General features: G+C 59.8%; 19 protein-coding genes. 10 read left to right on the plus strand and 9 right to left on the minus strand.

Going from position 1 to position 17880, the window contains the following annotated elements:
- Positions 1 to 50: 50 nt before the first annotated feature.
- From PMI23_RS09590 to PMI23_RS09600, 3 genes are all read right to left on the minus strand, one after another.
- Positions 51 to 1064, minus strand: coding sequence for an AI-2E family transporter (locus PMI23_RS09590; RefSeq protein WP_007915933.1), 1014 nt, complete (start codon positions 1062 to 1064; stop codon positions 51 to 53).
- Between the two features lie 412 nt (positions 1065 to 1476).
- A complete protein-coding gene (locus PMI23_RS09595) occupies positions 1477 to 1782 on the minus strand; it encodes a PsiF family protein (RefSeq protein WP_007915930.1) in 306 nt (101 codons plus the stop codon).
- A gap of 63 nt (positions 1783 to 1845) precedes the next feature.
- Positions 1846 to 2640, minus strand: coding sequence for an AraC family transcriptional regulator (locus tag PMI23_RS09600; protein WP_007915928.1), 795 nt, complete (start codon positions 2638 to 2640; stop codon positions 1846 to 1848).
- A 96-nt stretch (positions 2641 to 2736) separates the two neighbouring features.
- Here PMI23_RS09600 and PMI23_RS09605 point away from each other — a divergent pair, with 96 nt between their 5' ends.
- A complete protein-coding gene (locus PMI23_RS09605) occupies positions 2737 to 3624 on the plus strand; it encodes a DMT family transporter (protein ID WP_007915926.1) in 888 nt (295 codons plus the stop codon).
- A 109-nt stretch (positions 3625 to 3733) separates the two neighbouring features.
- On the opposite strand, the gene PMI23_RS09610 is transcribed toward PMI23_RS09605, so the two are convergent.
- The 3 genes from PMI23_RS09610 to PMI23_RS09620 form a co-directional block, all read right to left on the minus strand.
- Positions 3734 to 4612, minus strand: coding sequence for an esterase/lipase family protein (locus PMI23_RS09610; protein WP_007915924.1), 879 nt, complete (start codon positions 4610 to 4612; stop codon positions 3734 to 3736).
- Between the two features lie 91 nt (positions 4613 to 4703).
- Positions 4704 to 5009: a DMT family transporter gene (locus tag PMI23_RS09615; RefSeq protein ID WP_007915923.1), complete on the minus strand. Its 306-nt coding sequence runs from the start codon at positions 5007 to 5009 to the stop codon at positions 4704 to 4706.
- Complete coding sequence (locus PMI23_RS09620) at positions 5010 to 5648, minus strand: FMN-dependent NADH-azoreductase (RefSeq protein WP_007915922.1); 639 nt, start codon at positions 5646 to 5648, stop codon at positions 5010 to 5012.
- 108 nt (positions 5649 to 5756) lie between these two features.
- Here PMI23_RS09620 and PMI23_RS09625 point away from each other — a divergent pair, with 108 nt between their 5' ends.
- Positions 5757 to 6686 carry a LysR substrate-binding domain-containing protein gene (locus tag PMI23_RS09625; protein WP_162130184.1) on the plus strand — a complete coding sequence of 310 codons (930 nt, stop codon included), beginning with the start codon at positions 5757 to 5759 and terminating at the stop codon, positions 6684 to 6686.
- A 90-nt stretch (positions 6687 to 6776) separates the two neighbouring features.
- The gene (locus tag PMI23_RS09630) at positions 6777 to 7310 is read left to right on the plus strand and encodes a ferritin-like domain-containing protein (protein WP_007915920.1); all 534 of its coding nucleotides are present in this window, start codon (positions 6777 to 6779) and stop codon (positions 7308 to 7310) included.
- Between the two features lie 93 nt (positions 7311 to 7403).
- Here PMI23_RS09630 and PMI23_RS09635 read toward each other — a convergent pair whose 3' ends face one another.
- Complete coding sequence (locus PMI23_RS09635; RefSeq protein ID WP_007915918.1) at positions 7404 to 9479, minus strand: AsmA family protein; 2076 nt, start codon at positions 9477 to 9479, stop codon at positions 7404 to 7406.
- A gap of 384 nt (positions 9480 to 9863) precedes the next feature.
- Between PMI23_RS09635 and PMI23_RS09640 the strand changes: the two genes are divergently transcribed.
- The 7 genes from PMI23_RS09640 (at position 9864) to PMI23_RS09670 (ending at position 15151) form a co-directional block, all read left to right on the plus strand.
- Positions 9864 to 10331: a hypothetical protein gene (locus tag PMI23_RS09640; protein ID WP_007949781.1), complete on the plus strand. Its 468-nt coding sequence runs from the start codon at positions 9864 to 9866 to the stop codon at positions 10329 to 10331.
- 155 nt (positions 10332 to 10486) lie between these two features.
- Positions 10487 to 11119 (plus strand): TetR family transcriptional regulator, encoded by a 633-nt coding sequence (locus tag PMI23_RS09645; protein ID WP_007915913.1) that lies wholly within the window; start codon positions 10487 to 10489, stop codon positions 11117 to 11119.
- 300 nt (positions 11120 to 11419) lie between these two features.
- The gene (ureE, locus tag PMI23_RS09650) at positions 11420 to 11920 is read left to right on the plus strand and encodes an urease accessory protein UreE (RefSeq protein ID WP_007915912.1); all 501 of its coding nucleotides are present in this window, start codon (positions 11420 to 11422) and stop codon (positions 11918 to 11920) included.
- Entirely contained in the window at positions 11917 to 12591 is a 675-nt protein-coding gene (locus tag PMI23_RS09655) for an urease accessory protein UreF (protein ID WP_007915911.1), read from the plus strand. Before ureE ends, PMI23_RS09655 begins: the two co-directional genes overlap by 4 nt.
- A gap of 12 nt (positions 12592 to 12603) precedes the next feature.
- Positions 12604 to 13218: an urease accessory protein UreG gene (gene ureG / locus PMI23_RS09660; RefSeq protein WP_007915910.1), complete on the plus strand. Its 615-nt coding sequence runs from the start codon at positions 12604 to 12606 to the stop codon at positions 13216 to 13218.
- 27 nt (positions 13219 to 13245) lie between these two features.
- Positions 13246 to 13818, plus strand: a complete 573-nt coding sequence (locus PMI23_RS09665; RefSeq protein ID WP_007915909.1) for a HupE/UreJ family protein — start codon at positions 13246 to 13248, stop codon at positions 13816 to 13818.
- Between the two features lie 199 nt (positions 13819 to 14017).
- Complete coding sequence (locus PMI23_RS09670; RefSeq protein WP_007915908.1) at positions 14018 to 15151, plus strand: AGE family epimerase/isomerase; 1134 nt, start codon at positions 14018 to 14020, stop codon at positions 15149 to 15151.
- 109 nt (positions 15152 to 15260) lie between these two features.
- Here PMI23_RS09670 and PMI23_RS09675 read toward each other — a convergent pair whose 3' ends face one another.
- On the minus strand, positions 15261 to 16166 hold the full coding sequence (locus tag PMI23_RS09675; protein WP_007915907.1) for a cation diffusion facilitator family transporter: 906 nt from the start codon (positions 16164 to 16166) through the stop codon (positions 15261 to 15263).
- A gap of 200 nt (positions 16167 to 16366) precedes the next feature.
- A complete protein-coding gene (locus PMI23_RS09680) occupies positions 16367 to 17131 on the minus strand; it encodes an SDR family oxidoreductase (RefSeq protein WP_007915905.1) in 765 nt (254 codons plus the stop codon).
- Positions 17132 to 17880 lie beyond the last annotated feature (749 nt).

Raw genomic sequence — 17880 nt, forward strand, 5'->3', positions numbered from 1 at the left:
GCGTCACGGGATGCATTCCCACGCAGAGCGTGGGAACGATCACGGAGTGGTTAGACCATCCCGCCCAACTTCAACTCACTCTTCAGGTACGCATAATAAATCGGCCCCGCCACCACCCCCGGCAGGCCGAACGCGGCCTCGAACACCAGCATCGCCAACAGCAACTCCCACGACTTGGCACTGATCTGCCCGCCAACGATGCGCGCGTTGAGAAAGTACTCGAGCTTGTGGATAAAAATCAGATAGCCCAGCGCGGCAATCGCCACCCAGATCGACAGTGACAGGCCGACGATGGTGATCAGCGTGTTCGACATCAGGTTGCCGATCACCGGCAACAGGCCGAGCAGGAAGGTCAGCACGATCAGGGTTTTGGTCAGTGGCAACTTGATGCCGAACATCGGCAGGATCACCGCGAGGAAGATCCCGGTGAAGAAGGTGTTGAGCAGGGAAATCTTGATCTGCGCGAAGACAATGTTGCGGAAGGCCTGCACCAGCAAGTGCAAGCGATCAAACAGGGCCGCAGCCAGCGGTTTGCGCTTGGTCACGTCGGGGATGCGCTGCAAGGCAATGATCGCGCCGAGCACCATGCCGATCAGCAGCGTGACGAACATGTGTGCGGCGTCTTTGCCGACCAGTTGCAGGTCAGACAGGTGCTTGCTCATCCACTCGCCAATCGCCACGCGAAACTCGGCAGCACTGGCCGGTAGATAGGCGTCGATGAACGGCGGCAATTGCCCGCGCGCGCGGTCGACCACACCCATGAATTTGTCGAGGGAAGCGCCGGGGTTTTCCGCTTCATGCAGGAGAAAACTGATCGCGCCGGCGAAGATCAACGCCAGCACACTCACCACCAAAGTGCCGAGCAACGCCACCGCCAGCCAACGCGCGCGGCGGCCTTCGATCAGCCGTTGCAGTTGCGGGGTGAGCATGTTGACCAGTTCAAATACCAACAGCCCGGCCAGCAGACTCGGCAACAAGCGCAACGGTAGCACCAGCAGCAAACCGCCGAAAATGATGATGCAACTGACCCAGAACACTACATGACGCTCAGAAAACGTTGGCATACAGCCTCAAAACGAACGGCGTAAAAGGATTGGCAGTCTGCCAGCGTTCCGGGGGGAGCACTAGGGATATGCGGTGCTTCAGGTCCCCTCACCCTAACCCTCTCCCAAAGGGAGAGGGAACCGATCGAGGAATGGCGAAAAAATCCGGCGACCTGCCAGTCCTGTATTGAATCCAGAATCGGCCAGATAGTTCAGGTCGATGGATATCTGAAAACAACACGGTCAGTCCCCTCTTCCCTCCGGGAGAGGGGACCGATTGGGGGATGCTCTGGATACCCGGTGACCTGAAATAGCGCCATGGAATCCATAATCGACCGGTTTTTTCAGGTCGACGAGTTTCTTGAGACACCGCGGTCAGTCCCCTCTCCCTCTGGGAGAGGGTTAGGGTGAGGGCGCCCCCCACAGAACCAGGTTATTTTTTCTTCAGGCAATCACTCATGAACGTCTTGCGCGCATCGCCGGTCAGGGCTTTGGTTTTCGCGTCGGCGTTGCAGGTTTTCATTTTTTCCTGCTGCGGGGTCAGGGCCTTGGCATCGTTGGCCGCTGGCGTTGCCTTGAGGCAGGTGCTCATAAAGGTTTTGCGCTCATCGCCTTTCAGACTCTTGGCGGTCGCATCGGCATTGCAGGTGGTCATTTTGTTCTGTTGCGCCGTGGCGGCGAAACCCTGGGAACACAGGAGCAAACCAATCATCAACAACGGCACACGCAACATCTTCATGGAGTTTTCTCCTTGTCGCCGCTCCGATGGGGGCGGCCTCTGCTGGAGTGTAGCCAAATCTTGTTACACCTTCCTGCCTTCCAGATGGCTACGGCGATACTGCTCCGGCGTGCAACCGGCCTGCCGCGCGAACATGGCGATAAATGCCGAGCCGCTGCTGTAACCAAGATCGAAGGCGATTTCCTGTACGCTGCGCGACGTCTCCAGCGCCTCGATTGCCGCGAGATAACGCAGACGCTGGCGCCACTCGCCGAAACTCATCCCCAACTCCCGAACGAATTGCCGGGCCAGCGTGCGCTCACTGACGTGCACTTGCAGCGCCCAATGCGCCAGCGGCTGATTGTTGCCCGGTTCGGCCTGCAAGGTTTCGAGGATTGCCAGCAACCCCGGACTGCTCGCGTACGGCAGATAACATTCGTGCACGGGTGCCTGCTGCAATTGATCGACCAGCACCTGCGCCAGACGCTGATCGGCATCCCGTTCGGGAATCTTCACGTCGCGGGCGGCGAAGTCTTTGAGAATCGCCTTGAGAATGTCACTGATCGCCAGGGTACAGGCGCGCTTCGGCAACTCGGTACAAACCTCGGGATCAAGGCACACCGCACGATAGTTGACCGGTTGATGGCTGTAGAAACTGTGCTCGACCTGCGGCGGTACCCACACCGCGTACTGTGGCGGTGACATGAAGCGGCTGCCGTCGACGTCCATGTGCAGCACGCCATGAGCGGCGTACTCCAGCGTGCCCCACGGATGGCGATGCGGCGCGGCGTATTCATGGGCATTGAAGTCGGCGTAGCGGAAGTACACCGCCGATGGCAGTTCGCTGAAATCCAGCAGATCGATGTGTTTGCTGTTCATGCTGTCCGGTTTCAGAGGCAGGTTGTCCGGTTCGAAGTATAGGCCTGCATCCAGACAAGGGATAATCGCCCTTCATCAACGTAATGGTTTCAACTCATGCAATACGCGTTTCCGCTGCTGGCGATTTTTATCTGGGCCGGCAATACCGTGATCAACAAACTCGCGGTCGGGGCAATCTTCCCCGCCGAGATCGGTTTCTATCGCTGGCTCCTCGCCGGTTTGCTGTTCACCCCGTTCATGCTCAAAGCGGTGATCGCGCACTGGCCGCAGATCCGCCCGAACCTGGGCAAGATTTTCATCCTCGGCGTACTCGGCATGGCGGTGTATCAAAGCCTCGCCTACTTCGCCGCAACCCTGACCACCGCCACCAACATGGGCATCATCCTGTCGCTGATGCCGTTGATGTCGCTGGCCATGGCAATCATCAGTCTCGGTCAGCGCCTGACGGCGGGGGCACTGGTCGGTGCGGTGTTGTCGTTTGCCGGTGTGCTGGTGGTGGTGTCCTCCGGCAGCCTCGGCGCGTTGCTGCAGCACGGCGTGAACATGGGCGATGCGATGATGTTGATCGCCACCCTGGCCTATGCGATCTACAGCACTTTGCTGAAAAAATGGCAGCTGCGCCTGCCGCCGCTGGTGTTGCTGTATCTGCAGGTGCTGGTGGCGATTGTCGTGTTGTTTCCGCTATACGCAGCTTCGCCGAAGACCGGGCTGACTCTGCAGAACATTCCGCTCGTGCTGTATGCGTGCCTGCTGGCGTCGATGCTCGCGCCGCTGGCGTGGATGCAGGCTGTGCAGCGTCTGGGGCCGAGCCGCACGACGTTGTTCTTTAACCTGCTGCCATTGATTACCGCGCTGATTGCGGCGGTGGTGTTGAAGGAGCAGTTGGCGATGTATCACTTGGTGGGCGGGTTGTTGACGCTGGGCGGGGTGATTCTTTCCGAGCGCTGGACCACCGTGTTGGGCCGCCGAGTCAGCGTTGCCTGATGGAAAAGATCGCAGCCTGCGGCAGCGCCTACATGAGTTCGGGGCGTTCACAAAATCTGTGTTCGACACTGAACCCGTAGGAGCTGCCGCAGGCTGCGATCTTTTGATCCTAAAGGCCTGCAGCCTTCAGCCGCGCCGCATGCTCGACAAACAGTCGCACCGGATCTGCACCCTTGCCGACCAGCCCCAGCGACTGATTGACGATATCGAAGTGGTCCAGCGGATAGTCATCACCAATCACCGTGCCCAGATGCGAGCTATACCGCCCGACCATCCCATCGCACTGCCCCGGTTCACGCACAAACGTTTTCGCAAACAACCGGCAACTTCGATTCGTCCCGTCAAACAAATTCCCGCCACGATCAGTCTTGCCCGGCTGCAATGTCCCCGACCACGAGTAATAGCGCACGCCGTTGACCTCTTCCGGCCCGTGCCCGCCCCACGTTTCCGGCAAGCCCTGTGGATAACGCTGGTTGAACAGCGCCACGCCCTCAGTGGTCAGCGATTGATGCGAGGCGTGAATATCCACCGGCAGTTTCGGCCCGTGGTAACCGGTTTCCATTAGCGCCATCAGCCAGCCGACAAAACGCAGCAATGCCTCAAGCACACGACCCTTGGCGCTGTCCGCCGGGTAATGTTTTTGCAGATAGTCGGCCAGTTCCGAACCATGATTCGGTCCGGCGACCGACGTCACCGAGGCCACCAGATCCGGCCGCTTCGCCGCCGCATAGCGCGCCGTCAATGAGCCCTGACTGTGGCCGAACAGGTTGACCTTTTGCGCCCCGGTTTCGCGCAAGACCTCATCGATGCGCGCCAGCAACTGCTCGCCGCGCACCTCTGTGGAGTTGAGCGGCGACACCTGCACCGCAATCACCGTCGCACCACCCCGGCGCAGTGCCTTGACGATGCCGTACCAGTACGGATAGAGCACCAGCCGGATAAACCCGAGCATTCCGGGCACCAACACCAATGGATAACGCGTCGACATGGGCAAACATCCTTGTGGTCGGTGAGTGGATGCCAGACGTGCAAAACGCCCGCCAAGCATCCTCCCTGATCATGACAACTCAACGACCAGCCTACTTCAGGCCCACCACCCCCGCCACAATCAGCCCTACCGAAACCAGTTTGACCAGCGTCAGGCTCTCACCCAACAGGGCAAAGCCGAGGAACACCGTGCCCAGCGAACCAATCGCGGTCCAGATCGGGTAAGCGATGCTCACCGGCAGCTCGCGCATCGCCAGGGTCAGGAAGTAGATCCCGCCGACCGCCGCAATCACCGTGATCAACGAGGGCCACAGCCGGGTGAAGCCCTCGGCGTACTTCATGCCCATGGCGAAGGTCACTTCAAACCCGGCGGCGATCAGCAGGAACAGCCAGGCCACCTAGAACTCCCGGGCAAGGCTGAGCAAACGCTGCTCCGCCTCGGCCACCGATACCGCGAAAGTGCGTTCGGCGGACTCTTCGCCCTCGGCTGCGACCACGCTGACGTCATTGATGCCGATGAAACCCAGCGCCGTGCGCAACCATGGATCGGCGTGGTTCAAGGCTTCCAGTTCACCACCCGGACCGAAGCCGAAGCCACCGCGACTGGTGACGATCAAGGCTTTCTTGCCCTGCAACAAAGGCGTGTACTGGGCGACGCCATTGTCCAGCGTGTGATCGAAGGTCAGCCCCAGGCGCACGATCTGATCGACCCAGGCCTTGAGGCCGCTGGGCACACTGAAGTTGTACATCGGTGTGGAAATCAGCAGCAGGTCGTGCTCGAACAACTCGCCAACCAATTGATCGCTCAGGGCCAGATCGGCCTGCATCGACAGTGGGCGTGTTTCAGGCTGTGGATAAAACGCGGCGGCGACAAAGGCTTCGTTGACCGCCGGAATCAGTGCCCGCCCGACCTCGCGGCGAGTCACTTGCGCCTGCGGATGACGCACCTGCCAGGCACTGAGAAAATGTTCCGCCAGACGCCGCGAATGGGAACGGTCGCCACGTGGGCTGGCATGGATCGCAAGAATTTTGCTCATCTAAAACTCCTTGAGGCTAGACTTGAGTTGGCGTGTCGTTGCAGATTGCAGGTGTCACCCCTAAGCCTCAAATGAGCAAAAGTCAGTCTGGATGAGTTTATTTCATCCATGGAGTTTTCAATGTTCGCCTCGCTGCCTCTCACCGCCCTGCGCGCTTTTGAATCGGCGTCACGGCTGCTCAGTTTCAAGGCTGCCGCCGAAGAACTGTCGGTCACGCCCACGGCGATTTCTCACCAGATCCGGTCGCTGGAAGACTGGCTCGGCCTCGCGTTGTTCGAACGCCTGCCACGCCAGGTGCGCCTGACCGAGGGCGGCGAGCGCCTGTTTCGCAGCCTGCACGGCGCATTGCTGGAAGTGGCGCAGAGCGTCGATACCCTGCGCCCGCAGCGCAACGCCAGCACGCTGACGCTATCGACCACCGCCGCGTTTGCCGCGCTGTGGCTGGTGCCGCGCCTCGGACGCTTTTATGCGCAGCATCCGAACATCAACGTGCGCCTCGACACCCACTGCGAAGTCATCGATCTGCATCAGGACGCCAGCGTCGATCTGGTGTTGCGCTACAGCCTCGACGACTACCCGAACCTGCACGGTCTGTGCCTGTTCGATGAATCGTTCGGCGTTTATGGCTCGCCCGAGCAAGTGGCGCTGGCCGCGCGGCGTACGCCAACGTTGATCAGCGTGCGCTGGCACAACTCGAAACTGTATGCCCATGGCTGGGAAGCGTGGTGCGCCAAGGCCGAGGAAAACTGGCTGAACCAGCAACCGGCGATCCGCGAATACGATGAAGAACATTACGCCCTGCAAGCGGCGATCGCCGGGCAAGGGCTGGTGCTGGCGAGCAATATTCTGGTGTCGGAGAGCGTCGCCAGCGGTTTGCTGGTGCCGTACAAGGGCGAGGTTCAGGTCGATGGCGCCGGTTACAGCGCGTTGTGTGTGCCGGGGCGTGAGCGGCATCCGCCGGTGCGGGCGTTTTTTGCCTGGTTGCGCGACGAAGCGCAGCGCTCGGGACTGGTGCCAAGGTCGCAGCAAATCGGGTAAAACTTTTTGCAACGCTCATGACTCACAGCTTAGGTAGCGACCGCGTCCGCAGAACGTGGCGACAATCGGATTAGCCTCCAGGAGATCGAAATGAGCGACGACCTGCATCTGTCAGATGTTCAAACCTTGCGCGACCGTGCGCGCCAACACGTCGAGAATGGCGCCGTCACCGAGGGCTACAGCGCCGACCGTGAAGAGGTGCTGCGCTTGCTCAATGAATCGCTGGCCACTGAACTGGTCTGCGTGCTGCGCTACAAGCGCCACTATTTCATGGCCAATGGCGTGAAAGCCCATGTGGCCGCCGAAGAGTTTCTCGAGCACGCCACCCAGGAAGCCGAGCACGCCGACCGTCTGGCCGAGCGCATCGTGCAATTAGGCGGCGAGCCTGAGTTCAACCCCGACCTGCTGTCGAAAATGTCCCACGCGCAATATGTGGCCGGCAACACCCTCAAAGAGATGGTCTACGAAGACCTCGTTGCCGAGCGGATCGCCATCGACAGTTATCGCGAGATCATTCAGTACATCGGCGAGAAAGACCCGACTACGCGGCGTATCTTCGAAGATATTCTGGCGCAGGAAGAAGAACATGCCGATGACATGGCTGACATCCTGAACGACCTCTAAACCCTATCGCGAGCAGGCTCACTCCTACATGTGGAATGCGTTCCCATGTAGGAGTGAGCCTGCTCGCGATGGCGTCTTTCATAACGCTGAAGATTACTTGGTCGGTTTTACGGTGACAGGCGCCTTGCCCGCCTTCATCTGCTCCAGCAACGGCGCACACTGATTCGGCTCACCGCCACTCGGCGCCACCAGCGCCAACAGCCCCGCCGCCGGTGCGGCAATCACGCCCAACGCAACCATCCCCGCTCCACGCAACATCAGCGGCACGGCCTTCACGCCGGCATCCGGCTTGATGAACTTGCCCCGCACATACAGCGGCGAACGCAGGGAGATCAAACGCCAGCCCTTGGATTCCGGCGTTACCGTCAGATCCAGTTGCTCGGTGGCCATGTTCGCCGTGCCGTCGATATAGATGATCGCGTTCTCGGTATCGAAGACAAACAACTGCGTGGTCGCCAGACCGGTCTTGATGTCAAAGTCGGCGGCTGCGCAGTTGATCTTCACTTCCTTGTCGCCAAAGATCTTGCCGACCACATAGTTGCCGACGTTGAGCCCGGCCAGTTCCATCAGCTCACGGCTGATCGCGCCGTCGTTGATCAACATCTTCAATTTGCCGTTGGCGCCGCCCAGCAGCTTGGCCACCGAGTTGCCGCGACCAGTGATATCGGCGTCGCCATTCAGCTCACCAAAACTGGTCTTCATCGGTTCGAAAGTCGGGAACAGCTCTTTGAGTTTGAACCTGCGCGCAGTCAGCTTCGCCCGGCCTTCCAATGGTTCGGTGCGGCCATTGAGGCGAATCTGTGCATCGAGATTACCGCCAGCGACACCGAAGCGCAGTGGCTCCAGGCTGAGTTCGCCGTCGTTGAGTTTCAGGTGGGTATAAAGATCGTTGAACGGCAGTTTCTCGCTGTGGACGATGCGCTTGCCGGTGAACTCGACGTCGGCGTCCATCGCGCGCCAGCGATCAGTCTTGAACTCTTCCACCGGCAGCACTTTATCGACCGGCTGTTTGCTCTCGCCACCGCGGGCCTTTTGCTTGTCATTGGAGTCGGCGCCGATCAGCGGTGCGAGGTCAGCGAACAACAGTTGATTGGAGAGCAACGCGCCGCTGAGTTTTGGTCGCGGCTGGCTGGCGACGTAGGTCAGGTCGCCATGAATATCACTGCTGCCGATCTTGCCGTTGAACTGCTCATAGGTAAATTTCGCCCCGGCCTCGTCATGCAGCTTGGCGATCAAATGGCCGTCGGTGGCGTACGGTGGCGTATCCGGCAGGGTCACGCCGGTCAGCGGATAGAGATTGCCGAGGCTGGCGCCGGCCAGTTTCAGGCGCAGATCGAGGGCGCCGAGATTGAGCGGATCGGTCAGCGTGCCAGCCAGTTCGATGCTGGTGTCGCCGATCTTCGCCTGGGCCTGCAGCGGGAATGGCTTGCGCGCATCCTGCAAGGCGAGCAACCCGCCGATCTTGCCTTGGCCGGTGAGGTTCTGCCCGTGGTATTGGCCTTTGACCTTCAAGGCAAACGCATAATCCTGCGGTGCACCGCCCTTGTCCTGGGCGGTTTTCGCTGCTTTGGCACCGACGATATCGCTGTACGGAATGGGCTTGCCCAGCGGATCGATCAGCACATCGAGATTGGTCTTGAGCGTTTGATCGTCGAGGGTGACATGGCCCTTGTCGAAACCGATGGCGCCGATGTCGACGACCCAATTCGACGGCTCAGCGTTCGGATCTTTCGGGTCGAACTTGAACGTCCAGTTGGCGCGGCCATCGGCCAGACGCTGCAACTGGGCATTGGGCTCGGTCAGATCGATGCGCGGAATCACCACCCGTTGCGCCAACAGCGCCAGCGGCGAGATACGCAGCTCAACGCGCTTGAGCGTGACCATCTGCGGTTGCTTCGACCAGTCCGGGTTGCCCAGGCTCAAGTCCTCGGCGACCACGTGCGGCCACGGCACCCACGCGCGCCAGCCACCCTCGTCCGGCTCGCGCTGCCAGATCACCGCGAGATTGCCGTTGATGGCAAACGGTCGGTGCAGTTCTTCCGAGACTTTGGCGTTGAGCGGCGGTTTGATCCGGTTCCAGTCGAAGAACACGATGATCAATACCAGCACGGCCAGTAGCAGCACGAGGATGGCGAAGGTCCAGCTGAAGATTTTTCCAGTGCGCGTCATGCACAAAGCTCCTGATCACGACCGCACGCAGAGACTGCGGCGCACGGCTGAAACGGCGGGCCAAAGCGGCCCTCATGAAATCTACGACTGGCAAACCAGCCGCAGGTTTAATCGAAAGGCCGATTACTGCGCAAAAAGTCGCGCGAAATCTGACCAATCAGTCGAACAGTGTTACCGCGACCGCACTTTTGCGAGGCGCGAGTGAGTCGGAAATACCCACCTCGGTGCAAAACCGTCGGCCGGAAAGCCGCGATCTAGAGCCTCCCGGCAGAACAATCAATTCTGTTGATTATTACCATTGCGTTTATGAACTTTTATATCGACTTATCGAGAGTAGCATTGCCCTCGTACCCACTTTATCGCCCTCCCAAGGAGCAACCCATCATGAAACGCCAATTACTGCTCAGCCTTACCCTGTCGATGCTAGCCAGCACTGCTTTCGCCCTGCCCGCTGCCGACCAAGCGACTCCGCAAGTTAAATCCAGCCACTCGGTATTCAGCCAAACCGTAGCAGCTGATGGTTCGGACCGTACTCCACAAGGCCAGACCCTGGCTGAAGGCGGCCGCGATCGCCTGGAAGAGAAAGGTCTGGTTCAAGACGGCTACGACAAGACTCCTCAAGGTCAAACTCTGGCGTCTGACGGTAGCGACCGCACTCCACAAGGCCAGACCCTGGCTTCTGACGGCGGCGACCGCACCCCACAAGGCCAGACCCTGGCTTCTGACGGCGGCGACCGCACCCCACAAGGCCAGACCCTGGCTTCCGATGGCGGCGATCGCACTCCACAAGGCCAGACCCTTGCCGAAGGTGGTGGTGACCGTGTGATCGAACGCAACAGCGCTTTGAGCTAAGCCCATGGCGGCCTCGAAAAAAAGCCCAATCCACGGATTGGGCTTTTGACTTTTCCGGCCCGATAAAATCTTCCGCTGCATGCCCTCCCGTTCGACGCCGACAAAGCCGATTTGCTAGAGTGCGGCGCTTGTCCTGCCAAAGAACACACCCTGCGATGCTGCCCCGCGCCGAACAGAAACAACAGACCCGCAACGCCTTGATGGACGCTGCCCGCCACCTGATGGAAAGCGGCCGAGGATTCGGCAGCCTGAGCCTGCGCGAAGTGACGAAAACCGCCGGGATTGTGCCCACCGGTTTCTACCGGCATTTTGCCGATATGGACGAGTTAGGCCTGGTGCTGGTCAGCGAAGTCGGCCAGACCTTCCGCGAAACCATTCGCTTGGTGCGCCACAACGAATTCGTCATGGGCGGCATTATCGACGCCTCGGTGCGGATTTTCCTCGACGTGGTCAGCGCCAATCGCTCGCAATTTCTGTTTCTTGCGCGCGAGCAGTACGGCGGTTCGCTGCCGGTGCGCCAGGCGATCGGGCGCTTGCGCGAGAACATCAGTTCCGACCTCGCGGCCGACCTGACGATGATGCCCAAACTGCAGCATCTGGATGCCGCCGGTTTGAGCGTGATGGCTGACCTGATCGTCAAATCGGTGTTCGCTACCCTCCCCGACATCATCGACCCGCCCGCCGAAGCCCTGCCGGAGCATCTGACGCCGCAGGCGAAGATCACCCAGCAACTGCGCTTTATCTTTATCGGCCTCAAGCACTGGCAAGGGCTAGGCAGTACCGAGTAGCAACCTCTTCCTTACTGATACATCCGGTCCCCTGTAGGCCTTCGCCTGCTCGCGATAGCGGTTTAACAGCTACATATTTGCTGACTGACACTGCGCTATCGCGAGCAGGCTCACTCCTACAAAGGTGCGGTGTCACAGCCTCCATTTGGTGCATTAAAAAATCTTCACGCACCAAAACCTTTCATATTCCCGCAACATCTTGAAACATCCACTACGCTCCGACAGGGATTTCCTACATCTCGTCCGATTGGCAAGGCCCTTGCTCTAGCCAGAGTATTGTCCATAGCTGGAAGCTTTCCGATGCTGGTGATTCACCGCAGAATCGACCCTCAACCCGTCTGGGCCGCCGAGTTGCACCTGACCTTCGAAGCACGGAGCAAAAGCCGTTTGCGCTGTTTCAGTGCCGAGGGCGAAGACGTCGGGTTGTTTTTGGAGCGCGGTCAGTCGCCGCTGTATGACGGCGAATGCCTACAGGCTGAAGACGGCCGCATCGTCCGCGTCTGCGCCCGTCCCGAACACCTGTTGCATGTCACCTGCGCCAACGCCTTCGAACTGACCCGCGCTGCCTATCACTTGGGTAACCGCCACGTCGCCCTGCAAGTCGGCGATGGCTGGCTGCGTTTGCTCGACGACTACGTGCTCAAAGCCATGCTGGAACAGCTTGGTGCGCAGGTCGAAGCGATCGAAGCGCCATTCCAGCCGGAGCACGGCGCCTATGGCGGCGGCCATCACCATTCACGCCACGGCGACGAAGACTTCAATTACGCGCCGAAACTCCATCAGTTCGGCGTACGCCTGTGAATCCGGCCTGGGCGCTGCTGCGCCTGGCCAGTCCGCAGCTGCCGATTGGCGGCTACAGCTATTCGCAAGGCCTGGAAATGGCCGTGGATAACGGCCGCGTCAACAACCCGGACAGCGCTCGGCGCTGGATCAGCGATCAGTTGCTGCTCAACCTCGCTCGCTTCGAAGCGCCGCTATTGCTCGCGCATTGCCAGGCGGCGGCGGATGAACAGTGGGCTGATTTGCAGATCCTTTGCGAAAGCCATCGCGCCAGTCGCGAGACGCGCGAGTTGCATCTGGAGAGCCGGCAGATGGGCTATTCGTTGCAGCAACTGCTCAATGGCTTGCCAGAACTCGACGCATCCGCCCGCAGCTTTCTCGATCAATGCACTGAACCGCATCTGGCCCTGTGCTGGGCGCTGGCCGCGCGCGCCTGGGGTATCAACCCGCAGGACGCGCTCGCCGCGTGGTTGTGGAGCTGGCTGGAAAACCAGCTCGCCGTATTGATGAAAACCCTGCCGCTGGGTCAGCAAGCCGCGCAACGCCTGACCAGCGAACTGCTGCCGCTGCTGCAACAGGCGCAGCAGGACGCCAGCCGAATCGATCCCGAACACATGGGCAGCGCCGCGTTTGGTCTGTCCCTGGCGTGCATGGCCCACGAGCGCCAGTACAGCCGACTCTTCCGTTCTTAGGAGAAACACTCGATGAACACACAACCTCTGCGCGTCGGCATCGGCGGCCCGGTCGGTTCCGGCAAAACCGCGTTGACCCTGGCCCTGTGCCTGGCGCTGCGCGAGCGCTACAACCTCGCCGTGGTCACCAACGACATCTACACCCGCGAAGACGCCGATTTCCTCGTGCGCAACGAAGCTCTCGCACCGGAGCGGATCATCGGCGTGGAAACCGGCGGCTGCCCGCACACGGCGATCCGCGAAGACGCCTCGATCAACCTTGAAGCGGTCGATCAACTGAACCGGCGTTTTCCGGGGCTGGATCTGATTCTGGTGGAATCCGGCGGCGACAACCTCTCGGCGACTTTCAGCCCGGAGCTGTCCGACCTGACCATCTACGTGATCGACGTCTCGGCCGGCGACAAGCTGCCGCGCAAGGGCGGACCGGGGATCTGCAAATCCGATCTGCTGGTGATCAACAAGATCGACCTCGCGCCGCTGGTGGGCGCCTCGCTGGAGATGATGGACAGCGACACCAAACGCATGCGCAACGGCAAGCCGTTCGTTTTCAGCAACCAGAAAACCGGTCAGGGCCTTGAGCAAATCATCGCCTTCATCGAACGCCAGGGCCTGCTGACCGCAGCCTGATTCACTGCTCAACAAGGAAGCTTATCCATGACACTCAAACGTATTCTTGGCGCCGTGGCGCTGCTGCTGACGCCGGCATTGGCTTTCGCACACCCGGGGCATGGCGACAGTGGCTTGATCGCCGGTATCAGCCACCCGATCGGCGGCCTCGACCATTTGCTAGCGATGGTGGCGGTCGGTTTGTGGGCGGCGCAGCAGCAAGGCGCGGCGCGCTGGGCGCTGCCGTGCACATTTGTCGGCACCATGTTGATTGGCGGCATGCTTGGGTTTGAAGGGCTGGAATTGCCGGCGCTGGAAAGCGGGATTGCCGCGTCGGTGCTGGCGTTGGGTCTGGCGGTGGCGCTGGCGGTGCGTCCGCCGTTGGTCATGGCGGTGGTGGCGACGGCGGTATTTGCGCTGTTCCATGGCGTGGCGCATGGCTTGGAACTGCCGGACATGAGCAGTCCTTGGGCGTATGCGGCGGGTTTTGTGGCCGCGACAGCTGCACTGCATGCGGCGGGTTATGCAGTAGTGCGTTTCCTGCCTAAGGCTGCGGCACCGTTGGTGCGCCTTGCAGGTGCTGCCTCAGCAATAACAGGCGCCTGGCTGCTGGCAGGCTAATCTCCATCGCCTGTACCGGCCTCATCGCTGGCAAGTCAGCTCCCACAAGGATATTTGGTGTTCACACAATTGTGGACTGACCCAATCACCTGTGGGAGCTGGCTTGCCGGCGATGACGGCCGATCAGACACCAAGACTCTAACGGCCGCCGCTCTGCTACCATGTCGCGCAATCGCCCCAGCCGTGACGACGTCCGCCCATGCCCCACGCTTCCCGCTCCACCTCCCTGCCTGAATTGACCGCCCTGTTTGGCGCTGTGCAACAGCACTTCGTCGACGTGATCGTGCCGCTCTGGCAAGGCCCGGGCTGGAACGCCGACATGGCGTTGCCCTATGAGGCGCTGGACGCCGCGCATCAGCCGCTGCCACCGCAGCGCTACCGGGCGATGGCCTGTGCGCGACAGCTGTATCTGTTTTCCAGTCTGATCGGAGTTGTGGATAACGCTGAAGTCCGTGCGGCGGCGCTGTTCCGCTCCTTGCAACGGCACTTTCATGATGCCGATCATGGCGGCTGGTTCTATAGCATCGATGCCCAGGGCAAGCCGCTGGATCAGCGCAAGGATCTCTACACCCACGCGTTTATCCTGTTTGCCTGCGCGCATTACTGGGCAAAGTCCGGCGATCCGCTGGTCGAGTCGACGCTGAACGCGGCCCTGGAAATCATTGGCCGACGCTTCGCCACCGGCGATGGATTGTACGAAGCCTGCCTGGAACGCGACTGGATCACCCTGCAAACCGGTCCGCTGCAAAACCCGTTGATGCATCTGGCTGAAGCATTCCTCGCGACCCTTGCCGTGCGCGAAGATGCCCAGACACAGAAAGCACTGCTGGAGTTATGCACAGCCATGCACAAGCGGTTCGTCGATCCGCAATATGGCGTGTTGATGGAGAAGCCGCTCGGCGCTGTGGATAACTGGTATGAGCCGGGGCACCAGTTCGAATGGTATTTCCTGCTCGAATCGTCGCCGTTGTTGCGCGGTTCGAAATTGCACGCCGCACTGGATCGAGCGTTTGCGTTCACCGAGCAATACGGTGTGGTGCAGCCATCCGGCGCGGTGCGGGCAATGCTCGATCTGGAAATGGACGGACGCCCGCGAGACTCGACCCAGCGGATCTGGGCGCAGGCGGAATATCTGCGCGCACTGACGTTGCGTCAGGGCAGTGAAGCGGTGGTGCTGCGCCAGTTGCAGGCTTTGCAGCAGCGGTTTCTGCATGCGGGTGGCTGGCATGAGTGCCGGGATGAGTTGGGAGAGGTGAGTCGCAAGGACATGCCTTCGACTACGCCGTATCACTTGGCGACTTGCTATAGCGGCCTGGCTGAATATCTGCGCTGACGGATAAATAGCTATCGCGAGCAGGCTCACTCCTACAGGGGAACGCATTCCAAATGTAGGAGTGAGCCTATTCCGGGCGGCGATCCGACGTATGGCCGTTACGCGGTCTTCAGGCAATCCACTTCTTGTCCCCGGTAAAGCTGATGGTCAACCATCGCGCCGCATCCGGCTTGCCCAGTTTCGCCGAAATCTCCTCGCGTAACGCATCCAGCTGTCCGACATTGCTCAACGCATAATCCGCCGGCAACACCACATGAATCTCGATAAACCGTGCCCGTCCGTGCTTCTGCACGTACGACACGTAATCATCGAAACCATGCTCGGTTTTCGCCGCCTCCATCACCTGCCGGACCTGATCATCCAGTGTATCCGGCGCAATCCCCAGCACATCGCGTAAGGCCGGGCCAAGGATCTTGAACGCTGGCGGCAACATGGTCAGCGCCAGCACGATCAGGATCAACGGGTCGACATACACCGCCCACTCGCCATAGCCCTGGGACTTGAGCAGCAACGCCGCGAGGAAACTGATCAACAGGCCCACGGACAGCATCGCGTCCACCAGCCAGCTGATGTTGTCGAACTGGATCAGGCTGGATTTGAGCTTGCGGTTACGCCGACGCACGTAGAAGAAATAAGCGAACTCGACAACGGTAAACACCGCCGCATAAATGATCACCAGCCCCAGTTCGATCTCGCGGCCACCGTTGATGATGCCGAATACACCGTTGAGGAACGCGTAGATCGCGATCAACATCAGGAAGCTGCCTTCGATCAGCAGCACCATCGGCTCCAGATGCCAGAAACCGAACTGGAAACGGTGATTGCTTTCCTTGGCGATCAGCTTGGCAGTGATCAGCATCAGAACTTTGATGAACGTTGCGATCAGCGAGAAAAAACCATCGAAAAGGATGGATTGCGAACCTGAAACAAAACCGGTGACGATCCCGGCAATCGCCACAGCCAACATCAGAATGGTCGATTGTTTGAGCAGTGCCTGCTCACCTCGGTTACTCACTTTGACTCCTCGAAAAACCTTGAAAACCGCGGGGTGCGGTTAGGTTGTTGTGAGGGGAGTTTACCTTATCGCCATTTTTTGCCTGTTCTGGCCTCATCGCTGGCAAGCCAGCTCCCACAAGTATCGAGCCGTTCACAAGATTTGTGTACGCCAATAAACCTGTGGGAGCTGGCTTGCCAGCGATTGGCCTTAACGCGGTGTCAGGCCTTATTGCGCTCAATGGCAAACCCGGCCCAGGTCTGGCTCACCGGCATCAATTCCAGGCTGTTGATGTTGATGTGCGCCGGCGCATTCATCACCCAGAAAATCGTTTCGGCGATGTCCTGCGGCTGGATCGGCTCGGCACCGGCGTAAGTCGCGTTGTAACGCTCCTGATCGCCAGCAAAACGCACCAGCGAGAACTCGCTCTCACACAGTCCTGGCTCGATGTTGCTGACCCGCACACCGGTGCCCTGCAAGTCGCAACGCAGGTTCAGCGAGAACTGTTTAACGAACGCTTTGGTCGCGCCATACACGTGGCTGCCCGGGTACGGATAGTTGCCCGCGATGGAGCCAAGGTTGACGATGCCGGCGCCACGGCCATGGGCGATCAGGCGCGGCAGCAGCAGGCGCGTGGCGTACATCAGGCCTTTGACGTTGGTGTCGACCATGGTGTCCCAATCGTCCAGATCGCACTTCGGCGCCGGGTCCACGCCCAGTGCCAGACCTGCGTTGTTGATCAGGCCACGCAGCTTGGCGAACGATGGCGGCAAGTTGGCGATCGCCTCCTCCATCGCCTTGCGATCGCGCACATCGAGCACCAGGCCATGCACTTCGGTCTGCTTCGACAGCTCGGCGCACAGCGCATTGAGGCGTTCTTCACGACGACCGGTCAGCACCAGTTTCCAGCCAGCCTCGGCAAAACGGCGGGCACAGGCTTCACCAAATCCGGACGTCGCGCCGGTGATAAACAGGGTGTTGGACATCGTGTTCTCCTTGCTTCGACCGCCGGGGCAGCCCTTGGAATAGAAAATCAGCAGGCAGCATGCCCGCCCGCGCATTCACGGGCAACACCCACAAGCTGTACAAAAAACAACCAATCGCACCAACGCTATAGCAACCGTGGCCTGTAGCCATGTGCACGCATGTTATCCACAGCCCCTTCCACAGTTTCCGGGGGCAAGTGCAAACGCGCAAAGCCGCGCCACACAAGGCTTTGCGGGCGAAATAGAAAGTTTTTTGCTTGACCCTGAAGTGGCGGATGTGCGGGACATGGCATTTTGCACGAGCGGACAGTCAACACAGTGATTGCGCGAGGCCAGTAATTACGGCCCTCAGCGCAGTCTTTCCAGAGTTTAATCACAGACTTATCCACAGGCTTGTTGACATGCAATGGCCGCTGAGGTGGCACCCAAAAAAAGGTTGACAACGACGTCTCCCGCTCTCGTAAAAACGCCTGATCAAAAAACAACCACATCCTTGCAGGCCACGGCGCACAAGGCGCGCAGCCAGATACACCCACGTTATTCACAGCCAGCTCCACAGTAACCGGGGACAAGTCAAAACTGTGGAAAAACAGCCATTTGCAGCGTCTATATGTCGCGCTTTGGCAGCTATGGGAATTTGTTTTCCACAATTCCACGCAAGACTTGAAATCACTGATCAATTCCCTGTAGGAGCTGCCGAAGGCTGCGATCTTTTGATCTTTAAAGACAACATCAAAAGATCGCAGCCT

It is taken from the genome of Pseudomonas sp. GM24 (genome assembly GCF_000282235.1).
Taxonomy (GTDB): Bacteria; Pseudomonadota; Gammaproteobacteria; order Pseudomonadales; family Pseudomonadaceae; genus Aquipseudomonas.